Consider the following 25,809-nt stretch of genomic DNA (forward strand, 5'->3'; position numbering starts at 1 on the left):
CCGTTATTTCCGTCCTCCGGTTTTCTTTCCGGCCAGTTCAAGGGCAAGTTCCGCATCCACGATAATCTTGCGTCCTATTTGCGTAATGGCTTTGTCAATCTTTCCGCTTTTCTTTATACGGTTGGCGGTGGGCAGACTGCACCCGAACAGTTTGGCAATGCCAAGTATTCCGTACACATACTTTCTTTCTGTGTCCGTGACGGGCTGCGGTTGCGCTTCCGTTTGGTTGGAAGCGTGCTTGCTTAGGAATATGAACTCTTCGCCTGTCATCTGCCAGACGGGTTTTAATAATAACTCTTGAAGATTTGTCATCATCCAATCTATTTAGTCGTTTAACAATCAGCCCTGCGCACTGGCTGTTATTTCTGTTCTCGAACGATGCAAAATTAGGTATGGTTATAAGTGGTAAGGATGTGGATGATATAAATCTGAAGTCGTTATATATCGCTGAATATCAAATAATAAAAATACCACTCAAAAATTAATTTGAGTGGTAAAAGTGGTAATTCGTGGAATGTCAGGATATATCACGGATTATCTGAATATGCTTTCCATTTCTTTGGCGAATTTCTGGTTGCTGTCACTCGGAAAATCGGAAACGGGTTCTTTGTACTTCGACCTGTAATAGCTCTCGTCAATATCCAGTAGTTTCAATATCTTGTCTCGCCATTCATCCCTGTATTGCTTGGATAGTTTTTCGCTCATCAGGAATATCAGGTAACACACCCGTATCTTTTCCCTTGCCTTGATTTTTAGTTTGTTCTTGCAGGGGTACAGGTTTATATTGGCATAGAAGTCCGCTATGGTAATGGCTTCGAACTGTTCCCCGACACAGGTTCCATGAATGGGCGAAAGCGGCTTCATGTCAAAATATTCATGCTGTTCCTCCGGTGTATTCTGTACTTCTTCTTGCGCATTTTGCTCGACAGATTCCTCCGGTCGTTTCTCTTTCACATCATCAGGAAGGTACTTTTTCAAGATTTCCATAAAAAGAATACTCAGGCGGTAAACATTATCGGAAAGGTTTTCCGTATATTGAAAAGCCTCTTTCCTGTCTTGCTTTTGCAATTCATAGAGTTTGTCCAATTCCTTCTTTTCCTTGTCGTATTCAGCCTTGCAGCGTTCATACTCCTTCTCGGCTTGCTTCTCTTCCTCTGCCGTATGTTCCCTGTAGCCAATGGAATCATATCTGTTATATGCTTCATTCAAGGGCTTGCTTAATTTTTGTGTAACTCTCAACTGCGCTTCTATATCAGTGTCATATCTGCCAGCGAAGTTGTAGCATACACGGGAAATTATCTCATCATCAAACAATGGATGTTTTTCGTAAATCAGTATGTTCTTCTCTATCTCGGTTCTCAGGCTGTTGAGAATCAGAGTATATTGTTCTTTATGTTTGTCAAGCACCAGTTCAAGGATAGCGGCTTCAAAAGCTGTTGTATCATTGTATTGCTTATAGAAGTCCGTGATGAATTTCTGCTTGTCAAAAGAGAAAGTATGGCTGATTATAAAATCGCTGTATATTCGATTGAGTTCGCCATATTGGGGAATCATAATCTGTATTTCTACTGCCATGTACACTTAGTTTATGGATTCTTATCTTTATCAAGAAAGGAAGTCAGTTCTTCCTCTACTTCTTCTATACTTGGCAGAACTGATTTTAAATTCTCAGGTATAGCCTTGCTCAACTGATAATCGCTGATACCTATCGGCTGGTCGTAGCCTGTCAAGGCGTATTGTGCTACAACTTCGTCTTTTCCTTTGCACAGCAACAACCCGATAGTCTTGTTGTCATTCTCTCCCCTCATCTTGTCATCCACCACATTGATGTAGAAGTTCAGTTGTCCTGCATACTCCGGTTTGAATGGGGTAGCCTTTAATTCCACTACGATGTATGCGTGTAGGGGAATGGAATATAGAATAAGGTCGGCAAAGAAATCGCTGTTGCCTATTTGAAAATGCTTTTGTCGGGCGACAAAGGCAAAACCGTTGCCCATTTCCAACAAATAACGGGTAACGTGCTTTACCAGTTGCTCCTCTATGTCCCTTTCGTCTGCCTTTTCTTTCGCTCCTGCCAAATCGAAGATATACGGGTCTTTCAGTAGGTAATTGGCAAGGTCGCTTTGTGGTGCCGGAAGTGTGGCTGTGAAATTGTTTACCTTGTTGTTGCTGATTTGTCTGTTATATAGGTTGGTTTCAATTTGTATTTTAAGAACATTGCTGCTCCAGCCCATTTCTACCGATTGCTTCATGTACCAATATTTTACACCTAATGGAAGCGAATTATTGAGCATGATTACATGGCTTGCCCAATTTATTCTGGCAACAGGGGATGCCAAAAATAATTTTTCTATATCCTCAATCGTTATCCGGTAAATGGCAGATACAGTTTTGGCAACATTCTGAATTTGCGCAAGAGGTTCTTGCGTAAATTCTAACAACTGACTATCAGTGGATTGTATTTGCGCAGTAAGTTCTTGCGTAAATTGTCCGTTGTTTAGTTTCAAGACTTCATCCGTGACATTCTGTATGCTTGGAACAGATAGCCTTGCATCCGTATCAATGAAACTTCGTAGCACGTTCAGCGGATATGACCGTGCGAATTGGCACATATAAGTAAGGTTACGTTCCGAATAGCCTTTCTTTTCAGGATAATTGAATCGGATAGCCTTTGCCAGTTGCTTGATGATTTTGCTTCCCCAGCCTTGTAAGTTCTGATGATACAGGATATAGTTGCCCATTTTCCAGTAATGGAATAGCATTTGCGCATTGGCTGCGGTAATCAGCCGGACTTGCGCTTGTTCTATTTCCGAACCGACAGCATGAACAAATGCGTCAAAGTTCGTTCTTTCTATATGATGTTCTTTGTTGTTTTCCATGTTTCAATGTTTATTGTTGTCGCAAATATAATTCAAATAGTGGATAATTTATGAAACTGATTGATACTTTTATAGTTGGTTAAACTTGTTCATGGCATTTGCCTTAATATCATCCGCTATGTCAATATAAGGTTTCATGGCTTTATAGTCGCTATGCCCCGTCCATTTCATTACTACCTGTGCCGGAATACCGAGAGCCAGCGCATTGCAAATAAATGTTCTTCTTCCTGCATGGGTGCTTAGCAATGCGTATTTCGGGGTGACTTCATCTATACGTTCATTTCCTTTATAATAAGTCTCCCGTACAGGCTCATTGATTTCAGCCAGTTCCCCCAATTCTTTCAAATAATCATTCATCTTTTGGTTACTGATGACGGGCAGTACCATATGGTTTTCAAAATGAACTTCCTTGTATTTTTCAAGTATGGCTTTGCTGTGGTCGTTAAGTTCAATTATCAGACTGTCTGCCGTTTTGACTGTGGTAACTTCGATATGGTCGGGTTTCACATCGCTTCTTTTCAGGTTACGAACATCTGAATATCGCAGACTTGTGAAGCAACAGAACAGAAAAACGTCCCTGACACGTTCCAGATATTGTTTGTCTTTTGGTATCTGGTAATCTTTCAGTCTGTTCAATTCGTCCCAAGTCAGGAATATCACCTTTTTAGAGGTGGTTTTCAATTTGGGTTTGAAAGTATCGTATGCCATGTTCTGATGATGCCCTTTTTTGAAGCTCCAGCGCAGAAACCATTTGAGGAATCCCATCTGTTTGCCGATGGTGCTGTTCCTCATATCCTTTTTGTCACGCAGGAAATTCACATACTCGTTCAAGCCGAACTCATTGAAGTATTCAAAGGTTACATCTTCCTTGAACTCTTTGAGGTGGTTTTTCACTGCTGAGAATTTCTCGTAGGTGGATGCCGTCCAATTATTCTGATTGCCACACTCCTTTACAAATTCATCGAATACCTCCCAAAAGCTTATCTGTGTTTCTTCCTGCTGCTCTTCGTTGGCATCTTTCATCCGCAGGTTGAACGCATCCTTTAGCTGTTGGGTGGTTGGCATGGCTTCCTGTACCTCAAATTCCTTGAATACGTTTTGAATCTCGGCATAGTATTTCAGCAAGTCCGCATTGATTTCGGATGCGCTTTGCTTTAGTTTGTTGGTGCATCCGTTCTTTACCCGTTGTTTGTCGGCATCCCATTTGGCTACATCAATCCGATAGCCTGTTGTAAACTCGATGCGTTGGCTTGCATATATGACACGCATACGGATGGGTACGTTCTCCACGATTGGCACTCCGTTCTTTTTCCGGCTTTCCAATGCAAAAATGATGTTACGTTTGATATTCATAATTGGGTGCGTTTGAAATTCTACACCCAAATATACACCCAATATTCGGAATAGCAAAAGGCATTTAGAAAGATTTAGATTTACCCTATACTTTGGATAGTATATGATTATCAGTGATTTGCAATTTTATGATATTTCTTGAAAGTATAGGTTCAAGAGCCTGTCTCTCCGCTGAAGAAGTAAAAAACATGAAACTCCCTGTAAAGCATTACTTTACAGGGAGTTTGTTTTTTTTGAATAATAGAATAATGTAGCTTTAATTCTGATTTGTTGAGGTTTTTTCACTATAATCGGTTAAGCTCATTTCTTATTTGTACACTCTGTTGTTCGAATTGCTTTTGACTGTGGTCTATATCAGCAATACCTGTGTCAGGGTTTGAATTCTTTTACTGCTCGTTCCAGTCTTTCCAGACTTAATTCTCCGGATTGTCTCCACAGTTGTTCGCCCTTTCTCATTAATATATAGGTGGGAGTATTTTCAATGGTATACAGTTCTGCAAGAGCACGCTCTTGATCGATGTCAATTTGTACTACCTCAAGAGTCCCTTCCATTAATTTTTTAAACTCTTCTATAACAGGATGCATTCTCTTGTTTTCAGGTTGCCAGTGGGCATAAAATTCGGCCATTATCCAATCGCCGTGAGTTAACTTTTCTTTGTTCCGTTCTTCACGGGCTTCCTTCTTTTCTTTCATATCGATAAAGTTTTAAATGATTAATTGTTGTTCCAACAATAAAGAAAGAAAAAATGTTTGCGGGAGGAGTGAGAATAAACATAGATTAGGGCTTAATTACTTCTCATATTATCTTTTATATGAGTGTTTGTTTAAATACTTGTTATTCTATATAATTAATTTTACTTTTAAAAGTTATATCATTTTCTAATATCGAAACTTTGTTATTTTGTTTATGCGATTTGTGCAAAACCTTTCTTGTCTAACCTTTTTTTTTTATATTTAGCAACTTCGCTGACTTTTACTCTCCTTTTTATTGGTAGTATGGGGGCTTAATTGACTATATTAGAAATGAATACAATTCCGCATTTCCTACAATATCACGATCTTTGTAATGTGAAGATCAGGTAAGTTTCCGTACCGCGTGATACATAAAGAACGCAAAGAAACTTCCTTTAAATGCATCGCTATTTGGCGGATGCATACACTAAACTAAGAAAAGAAAGTTTGATAGGAAATGAAGAAAAGTGGAAACATATATATTAAAGGCTTGCTCTATTTTTTATTATTGATGATGTTTTCATCTTGTTTTGATGATACTTTCGCTGATAATAAAACAAGCGATAATTCATATATAATGATTGGAGGAACAATGACGCGGGCTGCAACCAACCCGGGAACTGTTCCAGATGACTACATCGTTAAATCACTTCGTGTTTTGGCATTTGAACAATCTACCGGAAAGTGTGTATCTAACAAACGTTATACTGCTGAAAATGGAGATGTTATAAAGCACTCTATTGATGCCGGCGATTATAATTTTGTTTTTCTTGCTAATGAACCGCCCCACGAGCTTATCATAAATGAATTGAATGGAATCACGAAATATACGGATCTGGATGAGATTGCATATCCGGAATATTTTTTCTCGTCCGAACAGATTATTCCGATGATACAGGAGATTAAAGGTGTAAAAGTCCTGTCGGGTGGACAAGGTGCTGTATTAAGTGATAATACAACAGTGAATCCACTGCAATTGGCTCTTGAAAGATTGGCAGTACGGATTGATGTGGTATTAGAGTCGGAAGATGATCTGGAGGACATTTTCTCTGGACTTGTATTTGAGAATATTCCGGATGTAGTACCTCTTACTTCCAATTATCAAGGTGTGGTTGGACAGAACAATACCCGTACTTTATCTAAAGATGATGATGGAAGTTATTTCTCAGACGAGACTCCAACCAGTGGAAGAGTCTGGGCGAAGAGGATAAGTAGAATTATTTTGCCTGCTAAGGAATTAAGTACAGTAGGTGACAAAACGAAGGCAGTAATTCTTACAGTGGATATGGGGAGTCACTATAGTCCTTTTTGTGAACTACAGATAGCTTCTAATCCGGTGAACTACAGTTTACCTGGTAATACAATGCTGGATTTGCACGGTATTATTAAGGAACCGTTGGAAATGAATATAAAAGCTTCCAAATGGGTAGATGTAGATAATAATTGGAACATAGATAATCAGCGTATATTAAGAGTTTCGCATGTGGATGCATCGATAACTGACTTTAACGGTAGCCGGATTTCATTTTGGTCAAACATGCCTGTAGTCAAAGTACTGCCCGAAGCATACGATGTAGATGCTGGTAAGATGGTGGAAACCAACCGTATTTTCAATAGTCTGGCATCTCAACGTACTTCGGACGGGAGTACTGCTCCCGAGCGGTTCATGTATACAGTTAAATACGAAAATGGGCAAAGAACAGGTACGGGATATATGGACTTATTGGCTGACGGATGGGTTGAAAAAGAATACTGGGGAGTTGGAGTTAATGATTATGTCAGTTTGGCCAGAAATGTGAGTGGTACATATAAACTTACGTTGTCGGCTGAGAATGAAGATGGCAGTAATGCTTTACAAAGGGAAATTACAGTTAAGATAATACAAAACGGTAAACGTCTTCAATTTTATCATCCGGCAGTGGAACCGTCAAATGGTGCTACGGGCTATGCTGGTGCCTTTTGGAAGAACAATCAGCGTGGAGAACGTATTATCATGGGACAACATGCCAGGGCGGGAACAGATGCTGAGACAATTGCGGATTGGAGTGCATGGGTGGACGATGACCCCAATAAAATGGTTATTTTGAGTACAACACCCAGTTTAGATCCTAATGTCGGAACGGCTAATCCTGGATATGCCGAAGATTTCCTGGTAACACCCAATTCCCAAAAAGGGGAGGATGGTAAAAGTGTAACAGGTAAAGGACGTATTTATTTCCGTATTGGATTGACGGGAACAAATACTACGAATACTCCAAGATACGCAACAGTAAAATTGAAATATTACTTATGGGGATGGGGGGATCCTGTAATAGCAACCCTCTACTTAAGGCAAGGCGAACAACCGGATTATTTATATACCGGACGATCAGGATCGAGAGCATTTGCTGTTTACAATATGACTCATAGCAGTTTCTTGACTGCCCCTGCAACAAGTCCTTTTAGCATTGTTGTGAATAGAGGAAATGCTTCGGAAGTAGATTTTCCGACGAAAGCAGGAGCCCATTTCCAATGGGCAAGATTGAAACCGGGATCATATGGTAATTATTCCGGTGGAACGGAAACGGATGCAAGCTATGACAGTTTTGGTTATAGGGCATTGAATCCGCGTCCTGATATGAACGCGGTTAATTTTACAGGTTGGGGATGGAGCTATTATAAAAATTACCAGTACTTGATATGGGATAATGGAAACGCGTCTGAAAGTTATAGTACTGATTATGAAATCTGCCCTAATGGTTATCACCGACCGAATGACGGAAGCATATCCGGAGGATCGGTGGCATCGCATAACAGTTCACAGGCGGATGCGAATGCGTCGGAATGGAGAGCATCCATTTTTGCGAATCCGATGACGGGTGATGGAAATGAATTGTATAATCCGAATCATCCGGATTATAATTCGAACCGTACGTCTGATGGTCAGCCGACATCGCCTTCGTATTATGCTCCTGTACCTCTTCCCGAGAATATGACATTCGGGTTTTATGCAGATGGGTATTTTGACAGGCACCCAATAGAACAGAATTTTCTTCCTGGTAATAATGTGCAATTTGGAGTTACGATAAATAGTGCGGATGCCGCATATTGGGGATGTCTTTTCTTTAATGGTAGTAAGTCCTTGTTTTTCCCTGCTGCGGGTAGGCGGAACTATGGCGTGAAAGGAGCAGATGGGGCTGGTATGTTGGAACATCCGAGTGCTGGATTTTATATGACAGCGTCAGCTGCTGATATTCCTGAAGATAAAGGTACAACCCATATTGATTGGAGCTCCGTATGGAACATGGAACTAAGCTATATGGAAACGGCACCTATTAGTACTTCGTTTAAGAATGGATTTTCTCTACGGTGTGTGAAGAATGAATGAATTAATGAGTGAAGAATGAGATTACAAATTAAGATATATATGCTCTTCTGGCTACTTTTCTGTATGGTTTCATGCGTACTGGAGAAGGAGATTGATCCGGCAGAACCCAAGGAGGAAGTCGGCCAGGTCAGCATCGAGCTGTTTACAAGACTAAGATCATACGATACTCCTGTGTCCAGAGCGGAAGCACTGGAAGACGTAGTATCCAAAGATCCCTGGGTACTTGTATTCACTGATGCCGGTGATGGCATAGCTGATAATGCTGTATTTGCAGAAGCAGCACAAGCGAACATTAATGTTGGTAACAAAAGTTATGTTTTGCTTAAGCCACAGAGTGTTACATCCTGGATTTTGATATTAGCCAATCCGCAAGAGAAGTTCTATAGAGGTAATACGCCTTATGACTTTTCGGTTGCTAATTTCAAAAGCCTGTTCACGGGGCAGAGGCTTACTGATGTGACATCTCAGATGTCAGCTATACCATTAAACACTGTAAGTGAACCTCCATTCGTGGGAAAAACGTTGCCAATGAGCTATCTGTACAAAGCTATCGGGGGGATTAATTTAAATACGAAAATAGGTACCGATGATGTTCCGTTGGAGTTGACGCGTGCGGTAGCCAAGATCGTTGTTAAGAGTAATGCTGCAGACTTCACCTTATGGGGGATACATTCGGTACATAATCTGAATAAAAATACGGTATTGCATAATCTTTCCGGCAATTTGGAAACGGCGGCGAATATGCTGAGTTATATTAGGAGTAATACGAATGAAGATTTAGTTTCTGCAACTACTAATGTGGCCGATCCTATATATGTATATGAAGCAGAGGCGAACAGCAGTGCTTATGCTTATATGATCATACGTGCATCTTATAAAGGAGTTCAATATTATTATAAGATGGCTATAGCTGATGGTGGTCTCAACTATATGGATATAAAGCGTAATCATGAATATGAGTTTACGATCGTATCTGCCAACTCTCCGGGGTTTGCCACTTATGGTGATGCCATGTTGTCGAAGCCTAATAATATGAATTTAAAATATGAAGTTACGATAACAGATATATCTTCTTATGAAATTAAGGCCAATAGTGAATATTTTCTTGCTGTAAGCAATCGGCTTTGTATCATTTATGATAATACGGTGAGTTCTGGAAATCAGTATGTTGCTTTTACATTAACAACGAATTGTACTTATGCAGATCAATTCTCGAATGGAAGCAATTATCTGAAGGTAGCGAGTGGTGGGATGACGATTGTTTCGCCGTCGCCTGCAAGAATTCCTTCTGCTACGAATCTGGCTCCTCTGGTCACAATGAATGTGATAGTAAAGCTTCCTGCCGGTAGTGATGATAACTCAAGTATTAACATAAAGCTTGGTAATATCGAGCAGACAGTCAGTATTGTGAGAAAACCTATTATTCCGGCTGCAGGAGCAGTTATAAACTATTACACGGAGAATTCCAGTACTTATGATTTTGAATATTATCTTCTTACAGCAAAAGTGGATAATTCAGCCAATGTACCGTGGATTACAATGAAAAACAAATATGGTGTGGTTAGTGCCGATCCGAATAGTATTTTGGTAGAAGACGGAGTAATTGATATAAACGTGGCTTCCACTTCTTCTGCAAGAAACCAGGTGATCTATCTTACAACGATACAAAATCCGAGTGAACCTCAGGATGATAATGAAGATATGCCGAGGCGAATCAAAGTATTTTTATATCAACAAGGATCTTGATAACAGAAAAAATAAAAACTTGATAAATGAAGAAAGTATTCATACTCATATTAGTCATACTTTGCACTTTTGCGGTAAACAGCAAAGCGCAGAAAGTTGCCGTCAAAAGTAATCTGCTTTATGATGCTACTACTACCCTGAATCTTGGTCTGGAGGTTGGCCTGGCACGCAAGTGGACGCTCGACGTACCATTCAATTATAATCCGTGGAAATTTAATGATGGGGCCAGGCTCCGGCATTGGGGAGTTCAGCCGGAAGTCCGTTACTGGTTTTGCGAAAGCTTCAGACGTACATTTATAGGAGTACATGGTCATTACGCTGATTTCAATGTAGGAGGATTTCCCGACTGGTCGTTTATCAGTGAGAATATGCAGAACAACCGATATCAAGGCCACCTGTACGGTGGAGGTATCTCCGTAGGGCATTCGTGGATCCTGAAAAAACGCTGGAGTTTAGAAGCATCTGTCGGAGTAGGATATGCGCGTATTGTGTATGAAAAATACCCTTGTGCAGAGTGTGGTACTAAAATAAAGGATACGAGTAAGAACTATTTCGGGCCTACCAAAGCGAGTCTGTCACTTATTTACGTAATAAAATAAAAAGAGAATGATGAAAAGGAATTTACAATTCATCGTATTTGTATTAGCTGTTTTATGTCAGAATATGAATCTGGCTATGGCTCAGGACCGCTCTTATGAGGGCGTTGTGTCAGTGAAACCGATGCAGCTGGAACAACGGGGTGATTTTCTTCATATAGATATTGACTTTATCATGAATAATGTGAAGGTTAAGACAGCCCGGGGAGTCGATTTTATTCCGCAGCTGGTTGCTCCGGAACGTACGTATAATCTTCCGATAGTATCTATCAAAGGAGGTAACGAATATAAGGCCTACGAACGTCGGCTTGCGGTGATGAGTGCTAAAGAGAGCAAAAACTATGAGTATCCTTATGTTGTGAGAAAAGGTAGCAAAAGAAAAAATGACACCATTCAATATAGATATATATTACCTTATGAAGCGTGGATGGAAGATGCTAAACTGGTTTTACAGCGTGATGAGTGTGGCTGTGGTGAATCGACCTTGATGAGTGTAGAGCCACTGATTGATAAGGTTACATTAGAGCGCATACTATTCCCGTATGTTGTGGCACCTTACCTGGCTTATTTACAACCGGTGGCCGAAGAAGTAAAGCGGCGTGATATACAGGCAGAATGTTTCCTGGACTTTGAGGTGAATAAGGTAAATATTCGTCCCGAATACATGAACAACCCTAAAGAGTTGGCTAAGATTCGTACGATGATTGACGATCTGAAGGCCGATCCGAGTATCAAGGTAAACAGACTGGATATTATTGGTTATGCTTCGCCCGAAGGATCATTGGCGAACAACAAACGCCTGTCTGAAGGACGTGCCATGGCATTGCGTGATTATCTGGCAACCCGGTATGATTTTGCCCGGAATCAGTATCACATCATCTTTGGCGGTGAAAACTGGGAAGGACTGGTGAATGCACTTGATACCATCGATATAGAGTATAAAGATGAGATACTGGACATCATTGAATATACTTCTCTTGAACAGGGAAGAGAATCTAAGTTGATGAAGCTTCGCGGAGGTGTACCTTACCGTTATATGTTGAAAAATATATTCCCGAGCCTGCGTGTTGCTATTTGTAAAGTGAATTATGATATCAAGAACTTCGATGTAGACGAGGCACGGGAGGTGATAAAGAAACGTCCTCAGAACCTGAGCCTGAACGAAATGTTCCTGGTGGCCAACACTTATCCGGCAGGTTCGCAAGAGTTTATTGATGTATTTGAGACCGCTGTCAGGATGTATCCTGAAGATGAGGTGGCTAACATGAACGCCGCTGCTGCAGCTCTTTCACGCAATGACCTGATTTCTGCAGAGCGTTATTTAGGTATGGTAAATTCTAAAAAGCATTTACCGGAATATACAAATGCTATGGGTGTATTAATGTTATTAAAAGGAGAGTATGACGATGCGGAGAAGTATTTGAAAGCCGCTGCCGAATCGGGTCTGGAAGCTGCCGGACACAATTTGGAGGAACTGGCTACGAAAAAAGCGAATGCAGCTGAAATTGAGAATAAAAACCAAAAACAAAAGAGATAAATATTTTAGTTATAAACACTTTAAGTTAATTGTAAACAATGAAAAAGAAGAATCTTTTTATGCTGGCACTTGCATCTTTGGCATTTGTAGCATGTAGTAATGAAGACATCGTACCGATAGAAGATATCGATTATGATGTAGCAACCGATCCCAAGGGGGATGCATGGGTAGCTGTGGGGATTATAACTCCGTCTCAGTCTCGTGGCTTGAATAATCCGGATTATCAGAATGGAACTGCCGTTGAATCGGAATTGAAGAAAGTAAGAGCTATTTTCTTTACGGATGATGCTGATCCGAAAGTGACAGCTGATATATTATTGACATCAGCCCAGGCAGGTGTGGATGCCACCGGACAACCTACAGGAAGTGCGGGTACTGCATTTAAAGTGCCGGGAACCTCTAAACGTATTTTGATTGTAGCCAATCCTTCTCCAACCTTCCAGAATGATGCTGTCAAAGAAAACTGGTCTACCAACACAGCGTATTCCGTTGTTAATGCTGCTCTGACAAATACAGCGGCCAGCATTTCTTCAACCAATGGGTTTATGATGACGAATGCTAAGGGAGAACTGGAACCTTCGATTACTGCTGCTGATGTTACTGCCGGTTTGGGTGCTTTGGGTGATCCGAAACCTCTGACTCTTTATAAAACAGATGCCGGAGCAAAGGCCAATCCATTGACTATCAATATTGACCGTGTTGTAGCAAAAGTTCGTGTTACTATTACGCAAACAAGTTCTAAGGCAGATATATCCGAAGCAAAATGGGTATTGAATACAACGAACAAGAGTTATTATCCTCTCTCTGAGAGAACTCCGACATGGCTGGAACAACAGAATGTTCCTTCAGGAGGTTTCCGTGCTCCGTTTGACCAATATAAGAAAGGTTCTTATAGAATAGACCCTAATTATGATGGGAATCATGCAGGTGCTTACAATGTATATGATGAAACTCATGATGAAGTAGCTAATCCGATTCCCTGGCATACAACAGGCGAAAGTGAATATTGTCTTGAAAATACTCAGAATCAGGCTGGTAATACGCATGATAATACAACGCAGATATTGGTGAAAGCTAAATATATGCCTAAAGAGTATAAGAAAGCAGATGGTACAACTACTACTACTCAGGAAACCAATGGTGACTGGATGTTGATTGATGGTGGTTTTTATACCTTTACTACATTGATGGACTGGATTGAAAGAGAACTGAAGTATAAGTATCTTAATAATCATCCGGATCCTACTGTAATCACTACACCTTTGACTACTGCGTTCAACAAATATCTGGAAGGAATAAGTCTGACTGCTGTATCTCTTCCTGCTACAGCTGACGCTGCCGCTATTGCAACTCTTAAACAAGCTTTCGTGGATAAGAAAACCGATATATTGAATGAAGATGACAGAGCCAAAACGGTAGATGTTCTTACTTATTATAAGGGAGGTTATAGCTTCTATAAAGCGATGATCAAGCATGATGATACCAGTTTAGCTACCAATGAATTGGGTGAGTTTGGTGTAGTTCGTAATTCTGTTTACGATATTAGTGTCACTAAATTCAATGATCCTGGATATCCTACCATTCCTCCTGTAACAATAGATCCGGATGAAGATGATGATCTCCGTATGTCTATTCTGATTGATGTTAATCCATGGACATGGTATGTTCAGGAAGTAGAATTCTAATTTCAGATTAGTAGTTTTATTTAATTCTTTATTTAAGTGTTGTGGGAGATAAGTATGCTCCCACAACCTTACTTTCAACTTTAGGAAGTTTCCGGTAGCTCTTCTATAAAAATTCCGGGATATTATAGCTTGATAGAACAGTTGTTTGGGTTCTATCCCCAAAATTGGAAATAACGAGAAAAGAACCCGTTTCTTTTCCACTCTATATATGATTAAATTAGAAAAATAGAAACTATGAATCTGAAAAGCCTTATACATTACATTGCCCTGGGACTTCTTGTTGCCTGTTCCTGGATGATGACCTCATGCGATAGCTTTAACGAAGATCTCCCGGAGTGCCGTTTATTCGTTAAGTTCAAGTATGATTATAATATGCTTTTTGCCGATGCATTCCATACGCAAGTAGATAAAGTGGAGCTTTATGTATTTGATGAAGAAGGTAAATTCATGTTCAGGCAGGCAGAGGAAGGCGCTTCACTTGGAACCGGTTATTACCGCATGGCTGTAGAACTGCCTGTGGGAAAGTATCAGCTTATGGCATGGGCAGGAGCACGTGATTCATACGACATAACTTCACTGACGGCAGGAGTCTCTACCCTTACGGATTTGAAATTGCAACTGAAACGTGAAGAATCTCTCATTATGAGCCGGAAGCTCGAACCGTTGTGGTATGGTGAGATTATCGATGTGGAGTTCACAGGTACCCGTAACCAGACGGAGTTGATAAATCTCATAAAAGACACGAATAAGGTAAGGTTCCTGTTTCAGGGATATTCGGATGACGACTGGGCCTTGAACATGAATGATTATGATTATGAAATTATCGAATCAAATGGTTATCTGAATTACGATAACTCTTTGCTGGATGATGATGTTCTGAGTTTCCGCCCCTACCATATGGAACAGAATGATCTTTCACTTGTAGCGGTTGAACTCAATACAATGCGGTTTATGGCAGATCGTCCCACCCGCTTTATCGTGACGGAGAAAGCTACGGGACGGAAAGTGTTCAATATCAATCTGACCAATTATTTGAAAATGTCTGCTATGGAAGGGAGCTTTCCTAATGCGCAGGAGTATCTGGACCGTGAAGATGAATATAAGATATCCTTTTTCTTTTCTGAATCGTGGCTGGCCGTACAGATCAATATCAATGGCTGGACGTATCGCTTTCAGGATGAAGACGATTTTTGATAAAAAGGGTATAGGCTGACATATTGAATAAAAAGATAAAGAGAATGTATATAGTATTCTCTTAAAGGCACTTATACTTCTTCGATGTGAATCGCGGGGTATATTATATTGTTTGTTTTGTTTGTGTGTGCCCCTATTTCCTCTAAGTGTAGATGTGTAATAGGGGCTTTTTTACAAAACAATTAAAAGAATATTAATAATCAAAACCAACTGAGGAAAATAATAATGAATTCAAAACTTGAAAAAATTCTGATGCAAGAAGCATCCAATACCAACCGTATCTATCTACATTATAGCCCGCAGCACGGGCATTGGGTAGCTTATGAGCAGTCGGCACTGAATCTGCTGTCGCTTGCTCCTCTGTTGTTACCCGATGAAGAGATATTCTCCGATGCAGAAATACGTCTTCGTTATGCTACTATCAATTTTGAGCAAATGGATCGTTATAACTTACCAGCCTACTGCACCTTGTTGGGAGACGATATAATGGTGCTGGGCACCGAACTTCCTTTAGAAGAAAATTAATCTGTTAACAGGAACTGCGTTGCCTGCTTGCAGGCAAGGCGTAATCTCCATGGAGGCAAGGCGTGGTCTGCGTGGAAGCAAGGCGTAGTCTGTAAGCAGGCTTTACAGGCTCTGTGGAGGGGGTATGTCATTCCCCTTTTTTATCTTCCGAATCATTCTATGTAGTTATGGCAGAGTCTGTTTTATATATCGGCCATATCCATTTTTGCTGTCTGCCTGTTTGGTGTAATATAAAGGCGATATTTCTTTCATATTAACGGTTTTTTATTGATACAGGAAGTGTCAATAAAAATAAAAAATCTGTTATTATGAAGAAACAAAAATACACATCGTCTCCAGGGAATAGACCGGATCATCTGTGGAGGTCTCTGGCCCCAGATTGGATTATTGAGTACTTCCAAAGTGTATAAAGAGTTTAAACTCTCCCTTTCTGAAGAGTGTATGAAACGGTTTATGCAGACAGAGCACCTACGCTGGAATACCGAACGTACAATTGCCGGATACAAGGCAGGTGAAGTAAGAGATTCGGTATATAAAATACATCCGCATATCCGCCCCTATTGTGAACTGTCGAAAGAGGTTCTGATGAATGATCAACGAGTGATAGATGCTTTGCCAAAACTGGTACAAATGGAAGGCTATGAGATTGAGCGAAGTTAAAAGAAATGCTCCATGAATATATATCCATAGAGCATTTTTTTTCATTGGTTTCTTTCTTTTATTTTACTCTTACGATGTCATAGTTTAAATCGCTGACAGCTTCTTGCAGACTATCGTTTGATAATGTCAGAGTCGTATCATTGGCAATAACGAAGTATACAGGTTCGCTACCGTCACTTGGGGTTAGTTTCAGAGCGGCTTTCTTTTTGTTTTTAACCGTTTTCTGAATCATCTGTGGTTTACCTTTTGAACTGAATGTTTTATCTTTGCCCTGGCCTTCTGCATCCAGATAAGTCATATCCAGTGTGTAGGTAGTATCATTGGCATCGGCAAGCATATTCAGGGTCAATACGTAGCGAATACCCGGACCGTCAGCAGCAGGAAGGGTACCTTCATAAACTTCGGTTGCTTCTACTGTGGGTGACATTGCCTCAATGGCAAGACTGTCTGCTTCAGCCTCTGCGGCTTTGTTTGCTTTTGATTGGCATGATGCCAAAGCAGCTACGACGGCTGCCAACATAATTACTTTTTTCATTGTTAAGTGCTTTAAGTTAATATAAAAAGTGAGTTGCTTAATTACTCTTCTTCTTTTCGTATGACAAGCAGCTTATCAACTCGTCCGCGGTCCATATCTACTACTTCAAACAACAGATTTTTATAAGCGAAGGTATCTCCTGCTTTCGGGATACGTCCTATGAGGAACATTGCCAGTCCGCCTAAAGTGGTGAAGTCTTCCGAGTCTATATCGTCATAAGAGAGGATACCCATTTCTTCCATAAAATCACCTATATTCATCGAGGCTTCTACCAGCATAGAACCATCCTGTCTCCGCACAATCTCTTCTTCTTCCGTATCATCTTCTTCAAGAATGTCTCCAAAGATACTCTCGGTGAGGTCATGCAGGGTTATAATACCCTCTGTGCTGCCATACTCGTTAACAACAACTGCGAACTTGTTTTTGTTCTTCTTGAATAGCTCTAAAACTTTTTTAGCATACAAACTTTCGGGGATGAACAGTGCCGGGCGGGCTATTTTACACAAGTCGAACTCCTGATGACTTCCTATCATCAGTATGATGTCTTTTACCGAAACAACGCCTACAATGTCATCTTTATTTTCGTTCACCAGCAGATATTTGCTGAAATGCTCATTATCAATAATTCGCAATACTTCTTCTTTTGTTTCATTGGCAGACAATACAACAATGTCACGGCGATGTGTCATTAGTTCATTGGCCCGTTTATCCGAGAAGCGAAACACATCTTTCAACATTTCTGTTTCATCTTTATCAATCACACCCTGTTCGGAGCTTTGGTGAAGAATCATTTTAAGCTCTTCTTGTGTCATCATGCGTTCTTCGCTTTTCAGTCCGATGAGCTTGTTGAGAAGGCGGGTTGAAATACTCAGCAACCATACAAAAGGGTAAGAGATTTTGGTGAGTAAAATCATGATGGGGCTTAACATCGTTGCATATCGTTCCGGATTACTCAGAGCGATAGATTTGGGTACCAGCTCGCCGACAATCAATGAAAGATAAGTGATGACAGCTACGGTAGTAATCATTGCCAGGTTTTTAGCATAAGGTTCTGCTCCCGGAATCATAGCGAAGAGTGGTGCTACGTCATCGGCGATAGCTACACCACCGAAGGCACCCGATACAATACCGATTAATGTAATACCGATCTGGATAGTAGAAAGAAACTTTTCGGGTTCTTCCAATTGTTTCAAAACTCCACGCGCAGATTTGTTTCCTTTTCCGGCAAGAGTTTCGAGACGTGCTTTACTTGAAGATACTAAGGCGATTTCGTACATGGCGAAGACGCCATTTAAGAGAAGTAAAAGAATAATAATTATAAATTCCATATAATATATGAATGATTTCTGTCCCGAAAATTACAAGAATCTATTGAATTAGTTTAGATATGGAATGGATATTAATGAATATTTAACGTTTACGGAGGATTCATCTAATTAAACAAAAAGAGTAGTCTCTACGACTACTCTTTTTAAGTAGTATTTCAAATTTAGTTCATACTATGACAGCGTTTTATTGAAACGCAAATGATCGCAAATTTTCGCAGATTAAATGGCTGCGCTATACTTGAGCGATGATATTCTTTGCGTGAATCTGCGATAATCTGCGTTTCAATAATAATATCATATAATTTAGAACGATTACTTACTTTTATTTCTTAGTATATTCATCAGCTTTGGCCTTCATACGTGCCACTCTTTTCTCTGTTTCGGGATGTGAAGAGAATAACTGACGGAATTTGGAAGACTTAGGTGCATCCTCCGAAAGTTTGAGTAACTTGCTCAAAGCATTGTGCATAGCATACGGATCAATGTTGTTTTTGATACAGAATTCAAAACCATAATCATCGGCCTCATTCTCCTGTTTTTGTGAGAATTGTGCTCCTGCCAATGATTCGGCAAGTGCACCCAAATCGGAATCTGTCATTTTGGCTACCGTTTCACTGGCGGCACCCGCAGCATTCTTAGCTGCCGAACGTAAATAGGCATTTTTCATAGCATCTTTAGAGTCAGTATGGATGACGTGTCCTATTTCATGACCTATTACAGACATTACTTCGTCATCTGTCATCAGGTCCATCAATCCGGCACAGATACGTACGCTACCGTCACCACAGGCAAATGCATTTACATCTATTACTTCATAAACGCCGAAATTTACTTTCAGTCCGTCTACCTCTTTTATATTGCCTACCAGTTTTTCAAGCCTTTTGCCGTATTCACTATCTGGTGCAGTCAGTGGGTTGTGGGTATCCATCCATTGCATATATTCCTTACTCATAGCGGCTACGTCAGCATCCGACAGGGTGATGGCTTTTACGGCATCGGTTCCGGCCTGTACAACTTTGCCTACATTGATTTTTTTTCCTCCGATCTTAAACTGAGCCGAAGCACTAAAACTTACTCCACAGATCAGTGCAGCCATTAATACAAATCTTTTTTTCATATAATTTTCTGGTTTTTGATTAATAATATAGTTGATTTTCGTGTTAATATTCAAATGTAATGCCAAGCGTAGGCATCAATGTACCGCTTTTCTGTTCGATATATTTCATTTTGTAACGTTGTTCGGTTATGGGGGCTGACAGGTTTTCAATAACTCCGGTACTCATATATATATCCGGTTGTTTGAAAGTACTCTTCGTTACATTTTGCAGATCGATGTAGAATCCTAACATACAACGTTTGAGGTAGAATGTTTTATCTACCCGTACATCTATCTGTCCGAAAGCCGGTAAACGCCCCGTATTATATTTACTGTAATCATAGTAGGGCCTGCCTTGTGCATTCCATGCAGTGACTAAAGAAGATTTATCCGTATCATAAGGTGTATAGGGGGCACCTCCGATACAGCTTACTTTCATTCCAAAACTCCAGTGGTGTGGGAAGTTGTATGTTCCACTCAGATTGAAGATGTAGCGGTTGTCCCATGCTGAGGCGATGTATTCGCTTTCTTTATTGTTTCGGTATTCACTCTTGAAGAGTGTGAAAGAGGAGGCTAAATTTAACTTTTTGGCAATGAGCCATCTCAATAATACTTCTACACCATATGAGCGACCCTGTGCGGCCGAAGTCAATTCTTCGTTGCCTATCACTCCATAATCATTGCCTTTACAAGCAAGTGGGATACCGTCTGATACGGAGTAGGGGATACGGTCATATTCTTTATAGAATCCTTCGGCGGATAGCTCAAAATTACTACTTGTTTGCCAGCTTAGCCCTAAGCTACCCTGACTGACGCTCATATAGCGAAGCCGTTTATTTATCAATTCTCCGCTGTTACCTTTGAAGCCAAGGCCGGTGTAAGGAGGCAACTGGTAGTATAATCCGGCACTACCACTGGCATATAACCCGTCTATAAGGCGGTAGGAGAGAGACAAGCGAGGAGAAAGTTGCTCCGAAAGCTTGTTCATGCGTGACGAATAATTGTTGGCATCCGTACGTACGCCTAACGATGCGGTAAATCGTTCATCGGGTGATGCGTAACTCATTGTTCCGAATATTCCCCAACGTACAAGCCCCAGTGCCGTGTGATAGTCGAATGTTTCTCCTTTCTGGATGTAAACACGCTGAAAACTGGTATTGGTATACTGACTGTAGTCCAGGTTCAGGCCCAAATTCACTTTCCATGCTCCAAAAGTAGAACTATTCTCTAATCTTAATTTTGTCTCCTGCTCTACAGAACGAAGCCGGAGGGTAAGATTCTCTTCCGTGGATTCGTCATTGTGTAGATATTTGGTATTACGGTTGTTCAAATAGCTATGACTGATAACCACTGACTGTACGTGTGCTCCTGCATAGTGGCGATAGACAGCTCCCAACGTGAATGTTTCCTGTTGTATTTTGGGGAGATAACTTAATATATATTCTGCTTTCTCGCCTTCCAGACTGGTGTTAAGTTTCATGTTGTCAATGCCGGCAAGACCTAATACTGTCAACTCATTGCGTTCATCAAAGCGAGTTTTTAGTTTAAATTGTGCATCCGTAAAAGTTGGGAGGAGAGGCAATCCTAACATATCGAATAAGAATTGCAGATAGGACTGACGGACGGAAACCAGGTAAGAAGTCTTATTGCCCAGATGTCCGTTGGAGGCAAGCGATACTTCCGAAGCACCGAGGGTAGCTTTCAGAGAGTTCCGTTCCATATCTCCGTCGCGGAGTTTGAAATCGAGCACCGAACTGAGTGAATTACCCCGGTCGGCAGGAAAAGCTCCCGTATAGAAATTTACTTCCCTGATAAAATCGGCATTGATAATGCCTACAGGACCACCCGAAGCACCTTGAGTACTGAAATGATTGATGTTCGGTATCTCAACTCCATCCAGATAGAAACGGTTTTCGGAGGGCGAACCACCCCGTACAATGAGATCGTTGCGGTATCCGGCAGGTGAAAAGGCTACACCGGGATACGACTGCACTACACGCGAGATGTCACGATTGGCTCCCGGACTTTTCTCTATCTCCTGCAATCCGATAATACGTAGTCCTACCGGACTTTCCAGGTCACGTCGGAAGGGAGAGGCGGTAATAGTGACACCCTCCAGTTCGGTCGGGTTTTCTTCTATCTCTATATCAATGTTGAGGTTTCTTGTAGAAAGGATATATTCGGAAGTTAGTGTGGTCTTATATCCTACGGCAGATGCCTGCAAACGATAGATACCGGGAGGGACCTCTTCGATGGTAAAATGCCCGATGGAATCTGTTACGCTTCCCATACCTGTTCCTGTAATTAATACATTGATAAATTCCAACGGTTTACGACTGGTTTTATCAATGACCGTTCCCTTAATTTGGTGAACTGGTTGTGCTGTTATTGTAGCGAGAAGGCAGAAACAGAACAAGATAAATAGGAATCGCTTTTTCATTAGCTCGGGTTTGTTTTTTTCTGATTGAAATGCAAAATTATATAAAAAATAGTTTGCTTCTTGTTTTTATCTGGTATTTTTGTTTCCTCTTAACTATTAAAGTCGGGTATAATTATGAAGACAGTCCGGTTAATTACATGCAATGATGCCATGCAAGCACATATCTTGCAGGGAGCTTTGGAGAACGAGGGAATAGATTCGTTGTTGCATAATGAGAATTTTTCGTCGTTGCTGAAGAGTTATGTAAGCAATATCTCCGGTGTTGATATATTTGTCAATGAAGATGATTATGATCATGCTCTTCAGGTATTGCGTGACAATCAGAGTCTTCCTGAAGAGTTGAAATATTGTCCGTTTTGCGGTTCGGCGGATATTACATTTAAGTTACGAAAGGATGGATATATGAAAGCGGCTTGTGCCGTTGTTTTCTCTTTGTTGGCTGCCACTCCTCCCGGAGACAATCATTGGACGTATGAATGCAGGCAGTGTAAGGCCTTTTTTGAGAGGCCTGTTTCGGCTACATATAAACAAGATGAGGAATCATAACTTCAATTTAAATACAGAAATTTTAATACGATGAAAAGAAAAAGTTTATTGTTTGCCTGCCTGCTGTTACTGGCACTTCCGTTTTATGCAGCACAGGTAGACACGGTGATGGTGCAAAGTCCTTCTATGAATAAAGAGGTACAAGTAGTGGTAGTCACACCCGACGTTGCTTTGGGAAAGAAAGCCGTAGCGTGTCCGGTGGTTTATCTGCTTCATGGTTTTGGTGGCAATGCCAAGACATGGATTAACACGAAACCGGAGCTTCCGCAGATTGCCGATGAAAAAGGGATTATTTTCGTTTGTCCCGATGGCAAGAACACTTGGTATTGGGATAGTCCGAAGAATAAAGACGTTCGTTATGAAACATTTATCTCCTCAGAGCTGATCAAGTATATAGACGGGCATTATAAGACAGTAGCCGCACCTCGTGGACGGGCCATTACCGGACTTAGTATGGGTGGACACGGTGCACTTTGGAATGCAATCCGCCATACGGATGTATTTGGTGCTGCCGGAAGTACCAGTGGCGGAGTGGATATTCGTCCTTTTCCAAAGAACTGGATGATGCCCGAACAATTGGGTGAAATGGAAACGAATAAGGAAGTGTGGGATCAACATACGGTTATCAATCAGGTTGATAAGCTACGGAAGGATGATTTGGCAATGATAATAGATTGTGGAGAAGCCGATTTCTTTTTAGATGTGAATAAGAATTTGCACAAGCGTCTGTTGGAGTTGAAGATTGATCATGACTTTATCACTCGTCCGGGAGGACACAACGGGCAATATTGGAATAATTCTATTGATTATCAGATTCTCTTCTTTAGCAAATTCTTTAAGAAACAACTGCCGGCAGGGAAGAAATAATCACTGAAAAGCTTGACTTTTGCTTTGCAATGCGTTATCTTTGTAAGCATAATCATAAAGTAGATTCAGTTAGATTGCATATAAAGGAGGAAGTGGCTGCTTTCTCCTTTCTTTTTTTATATACGCCTCTCAAAGGGTGTGAGTAGGGTTGTGCTGATATGGTTTTTCCCGATATTGATGTGATTTTTCCGGTATGTTGCGGTTCATGACATACTATGTTATGATGCATATCATAGTATGTTGCGATGCATTTCATACTGTGTTGTGACGTAATGGGTATTTTGTTGAGAAATAACTGCTTTTTAGTTAAGAATCAATAAATCGGCTCTTGACAAGAATTCTAATAAGATGTATATGCATATTGAACGTAGCGGCTCCAACTACGACCGGATGATACGCTTGTTCTTCCTGCACAGTCAATAATGTATCCATTCTTGTCTGCATTATAGCTGTACGTTGTGATTTCGTCGCTACCCTCTATGTCCAAACGTCCCGGAAGTATAGGAAGAGGTGCTCCGAGAATATTGGCGTATAAAGCTTCTGTGTGAAGAGATAGCGGATAACGTTCTGCTAAAAACAACCAGGGAAGCCGGCTTATTGTATTGGAGATACCGGGATAAGCACTATTCGTACTGGCGATAAATGTATTCTGATAATTATTGCTACTTTCTGAGATGTTGATTGTTCCCTCCTGTAGGAATGTAATTGTGATCTCAGAATATGGTTTTCCATTGATGTTTTCTTTAATTCCGGTGAGAATACCGTCTTCCGAGGTAGAATAATTAAATGTATAGGTACGGATATTTCCCCCGGGTTCGTTACGGGTACAGTTCGTAGCGCGTCCTTTATCATCCATAATATAGATTGATTCATTTCCTGCTTCATCTGTAATGATTACTTTTCCGGGTTCATAACTAAGTTGTGTAGCTATAGTGTGTGTGTATTTTGCTTCCAACCACAGGTCTGTATAGGTTTGTGTGGTGGTGTGTTTCTGCAAGAGTTCGTTGTTAAAGGCAAATTCTTGTTTCGTGGTTACTTTTTCTGAACCACTGCCAGTGGTTTCCGTTACAGTGAGAAGTTTTGTTCTGTTTTCAGTCTCTTCTTCGTCTTTATTGCAGGCAGCTACTAAAGATAGGAGAAACAATATAGACAAGTAGAGTCGTGTTTGTTTCATGGATTATTGGGTTCTGATTTCATTTTAGTTTTATTCCTCCTTTTACCCTGTAGCCTTGTGAGTGATATACATGTTTAAGCGTACGGATTTCGGGCTTTTCTTCCGTTGTTCCTTCGTCCGGTTTCTCTTCTTCTTTAGGAGGGTAAGTGCCGTCAATAATACCAAGGGCCATACTGAATAATGTCTCTTCTTTATCTCCTAAAGGCAAGAAAGTGACCAGATTCGTTAGGGAAGTTTCATCCACAGTATACTTAGCTGGGAAACTAACTCCACCATGCGATTCTCCGGCAATATTATAAACATTGCATACCACCGGATTCAATGACCAACCATGCTTCGGATTAATAAAACTTTCTGTTGCTACTCCTGTGGAAGGTAAGGCTGCACCGAGAATCTCCCAATTGGCAACCGGATACAAACAGTCGTAGAATGTTCCTGCAACTCCGGTAGTAGTGCTACTGGTCAGTATATATCCTCCTTCAATGTTCATATTTACGCCACTACCTATTAAATCCGGGTCGAAAAGCAGGCTAAAGTCTTTGTAGGACTGTTTGTTGTTATGCTTTAGTTCGGCAAAAATATGACCTACCGCCTCCTTTGGGGCCAGTAAAGAAGCTAATAACTGGGCACATTCCAATGAGCCTCCGGTATTATAACGCAGGTCGAGCACTACTTTGGTTACCCCTGCACTGGCAAATACGTGAGATATTTCGCGAAGTTTATTATTGTATTTATCTTTCTCAGTAGCAGTGCCTGCTGTGAAGTGGTTGTAGACCATATAGCCTACTGTTACCCCTGTAGCACTGGTCATTATTCTGTAGACAGGAATCGGGTCGTCTTCTACCATTCGTTCGGCTCCCATGTTTATGGTTCTGGTTTCTACCACTACTCCTTTATCCTTTTTAGTCTCGCTGTCTTTTTGTAATTCATACTTACCCAAAGTGAGTTTCAAAGCATTGCCCGATTGCAGGAGCTGGGTCTCATTCTTTTTGGTGATATGTTTATCGTCTACTTTTATAATCCATTCACCACGTTGCAGTTTGGCATCTGCAGCCGGAGATCCGGGAAGAACATTCGTAACTAATGCGTTATAGAGCGTATCTACATTTGAATTTTTTATCAGTGTATAGTCAAATCCATAATTGGGTAACTCCACTTTGTTCAATGTGTCTATGTAGGAATAATTCTTATCGAGAGTAGTATAAATTAATTCTTTTAAGAATTGCGCGGGCGCAAGGAAATATTTGTTGGGAGTCACTGTTGGTATTTCTTCGTACCAAAGATACTCTTGGCGCATCACGCTGTCTATCCAAGTATCCAGTTCTGTTTCGGCTGCATATTCCGGCCAGCGGTCTACTCCACATGAGAACAGGGCAGACATCATTACTATGAACAGGGTAGGGGTGAACAGTATGTTTCTTATCTTCATATCTTTATCATCTTTATAAACTGCAAATGTAGGAAATACTTCGCTTATCTACCACATTTGTGGTATAAAAATGCCTTTAATGTGTGATAGCCTGTAAATGTTTTCGTACCTATCTTTGCA

21 protein-coding genes are annotated in these 25,809 nt (G+C 40.7%); 10 read left to right on the forward strand and 11 right to left on the reverse strand.

The window, feature by feature from the left end; all coding sequences use genetic code 11:
- Positions 1-3: 3 nt before the first annotated feature.
- The 5 genes from ACESQI_RS12620 to ACESQI_RS12640 form a co-directional block, all read right to left on the reverse strand.
- Entirely contained in the window at positions 4-312 is a 309-nt protein-coding gene (locus ACESQI_RS12620) for a DUF3853 family protein (RefSeq protein WP_005856031.1), read from the reverse strand.
- Between the two features lie 222 nt (positions 313-534).
- Complete coding sequence (locus ACESQI_RS12625) at positions 535-1,575, reverse strand: hypothetical protein (RefSeq protein WP_007758904.1); 1,041 nt, start codon at positions 1,573-1,575, stop codon at positions 535-537.
- 11 nt (positions 1,576-1,586) lie between these two features.
- The gene (locus ACESQI_RS12630; protein ID WP_007758905.1) at positions 1,587-2,879 is read right to left on the reverse strand and encodes a YhcG family protein; all 1,293 of its coding nucleotides are present in this window, start codon (positions 2,877-2,879) and stop codon (positions 1,587-1,589) included.
- Between the two features lie 69 nt (positions 2,880-2,948).
- Positions 2,949-4,232 carry a site-specific integrase gene (locus ACESQI_RS12635; RefSeq protein ID WP_015532754.1) on the reverse strand — a complete coding sequence of 428 codons (1,284 nt, stop codon included), beginning with the start codon at positions 4,230-4,232 and terminating at the stop codon, positions 2,949-2,951.
- 369 nt (positions 4,233-4,601) lie between these two features.
- Positions 4,602-4,925, reverse strand: a complete 324-nt coding sequence (locus ACESQI_RS12640) for a co-chaperone YbbN (RefSeq protein ID WP_122202291.1) — start codon at positions 4,923-4,925, stop codon at positions 4,602-4,604.
- A 496-nt stretch (positions 4,926-5,421) separates the two neighbouring features.
- On the opposite strand from ACESQI_RS12640, the gene ACESQI_RS12645 reads away from it, so the two are divergent.
- The 8 genes from ACESQI_RS12645 (at position 5,422) to ACESQI_RS12680 (ending at position 16,274) form a co-directional block, all read left to right on the forward strand.
- Positions 5,422-8,331, forward strand: coding sequence for a fimbrial protein (locus ACESQI_RS12645; RefSeq protein ID WP_373126224.1), 2,910 nt, complete (start codon positions 5,422-5,424; stop codon positions 8,329-8,331).
- 15 nt (positions 8,332-8,346) lie between these two features.
- Positions 8,347-10,077: a hypothetical protein gene (locus tag ACESQI_RS12650; RefSeq protein WP_234130498.1), complete on the forward strand. Its 1,731-nt coding sequence runs from the start codon at positions 8,347-8,349 to the stop codon at positions 10,075-10,077.
- Positions 10,078-10,103: 26 nt separating this feature from the next.
- Positions 10,104-10,676 carry a DUF3575 domain-containing protein gene (locus ACESQI_RS12655; RefSeq protein ID WP_122202288.1) on the forward strand — a complete coding sequence of 191 codons (573 nt, stop codon included), beginning with the start codon at positions 10,104-10,106 and terminating at the stop codon, positions 10,674-10,676.
- A 7-nt stretch (positions 10,677-10,683) separates the two neighbouring features.
- On the forward strand, positions 10,684-12,210 hold the full coding sequence (locus tag ACESQI_RS12660) for a DUF3868 domain-containing protein (protein WP_195350390.1): 1,527 nt from the start codon (positions 10,684-10,686) through the stop codon (positions 12,208-12,210).
- A gap of 38 nt (positions 12,211-12,248) precedes the next feature.
- Positions 12,249-13,895: an Mfa1 family fimbria major subunit gene (locus ACESQI_RS12665; protein WP_373126227.1), complete on the forward strand. Its 1,647-nt coding sequence runs from the start codon at positions 12,249-12,251 to the stop codon at positions 13,893-13,895.
- Positions 13,896-14,129: 234 nt separating this feature from the next.
- The gene (locus ACESQI_RS12670) at positions 14,130-15,089 is read left to right on the forward strand and encodes a FimB/Mfa2 family fimbrial subunit (protein WP_256143152.1); all 960 of its coding nucleotides are present in this window, start codon (positions 14,130-14,132) and stop codon (positions 15,087-15,089) included.
- A 225-nt stretch (positions 15,090-15,314) separates the two neighbouring features.
- On the forward strand, positions 15,315-15,614 hold the full coding sequence (locus tag ACESQI_RS12675; RefSeq protein WP_263664154.1) for a hypothetical protein: 300 nt from the start codon (positions 15,315-15,317) through the stop codon (positions 15,612-15,614).
- 441 nt (positions 15,615-16,055) lie between these two features.
- On the forward strand, positions 16,056-16,274 hold the full coding sequence (locus ACESQI_RS12680) for a RyR domain-containing protein (RefSeq protein WP_278511506.1): 219 nt from the start codon (positions 16,056-16,058) through the stop codon (positions 16,272-16,274).
- Between the two features lie 58 nt (positions 16,275-16,332).
- Here ACESQI_RS12680 and ACESQI_RS12685 read toward each other — a convergent pair whose 3' ends face one another.
- The 4 genes from ACESQI_RS12685 to ACESQI_RS12700 form a co-directional block, all read right to left on the reverse strand.
- Positions 16,333-16,809, reverse strand: coding sequence for a copper resistance protein NlpE N-terminal domain-containing protein (locus tag ACESQI_RS12685; protein ID WP_007484795.1), 477 nt, complete (start codon positions 16,807-16,809; stop codon positions 16,333-16,335).
- A gap of 41 nt (positions 16,810-16,850) precedes the next feature.
- The gene (locus tag ACESQI_RS12690; RefSeq protein WP_373126230.1) at positions 16,851-18,137 is read right to left on the reverse strand and encodes a hemolysin family protein; all 1,287 of its coding nucleotides are present in this window, start codon (positions 18,135-18,137) and stop codon (positions 16,851-16,853) included.
- 322 nt (positions 18,138-18,459) lie between these two features.
- Positions 18,460-19,254, reverse strand: a complete 795-nt coding sequence (locus ACESQI_RS12695) for a M48 family metallopeptidase (protein WP_002561869.1) — start codon at positions 19,252-19,254, stop codon at positions 18,460-18,462.
- Between the two features lie 43 nt (positions 19,255-19,297).
- Positions 19,298-21,673: a carboxypeptidase-like regulatory domain-containing protein gene (locus tag ACESQI_RS12700; protein WP_373126232.1), complete on the reverse strand. Its 2,376-nt coding sequence runs from the start codon at positions 21,671-21,673 to the stop codon at positions 19,298-19,300.
- A 114-nt stretch (positions 21,674-21,787) separates the two neighbouring features.
- On the opposite strand from ACESQI_RS12700, the gene ACESQI_RS12705 reads away from it, so the two are divergent.
- Positions 21,788-22,219, forward strand: a complete 432-nt coding sequence (locus ACESQI_RS12705) for a DUF2007 domain-containing protein (protein WP_002561867.1) — start codon at positions 21,788-21,790, stop codon at positions 22,217-22,219.
- A 30-nt stretch (positions 22,220-22,249) separates the two neighbouring features.
- The gene (locus tag ACESQI_RS12710; protein WP_002561866.1) at positions 22,250-23,086 is read left to right on the forward strand and encodes an alpha/beta hydrolase family protein; all 837 of its coding nucleotides are present in this window, start codon (positions 22,250-22,252) and stop codon (positions 23,084-23,086) included.
- Positions 23,087-23,426: 340 nt separating this feature from the next.
- Here the strand turns inward: ACESQI_RS12710 and ACESQI_RS12715 are convergent, their stop codons facing one another.
- Together ACESQI_RS12715 and ACESQI_RS12720 are read right to left on the reverse strand one after the other, a co-directional pair.
- Positions 23,427-24,260: a DUF4595 domain-containing protein gene (locus ACESQI_RS12715; RefSeq protein WP_256143157.1), complete on the reverse strand. Its 834-nt coding sequence runs from the start codon at positions 24,258-24,260 to the stop codon at positions 23,427-23,429.
- 19 nt (positions 24,261-24,279) lie between these two features.
- On the reverse strand, positions 24,280-25,689 hold the full coding sequence (locus tag ACESQI_RS12720) for a S41 family peptidase (RefSeq protein WP_373126235.1): 1,410 nt from the start codon (positions 25,687-25,689) through the stop codon (positions 24,280-24,282).
- Positions 25,690-25,809: the final 120 nt, after the last annotated feature.

This window comes from Bacteroides sp. HPS0048 (assembly GCF_964240755.1).
Classification (GTDB): domain Bacteria; phylum Bacteroidota; class Bacteroidia; order Bacteroidales; family Bacteroidaceae; genus Bacteroides; species Bacteroides nordii.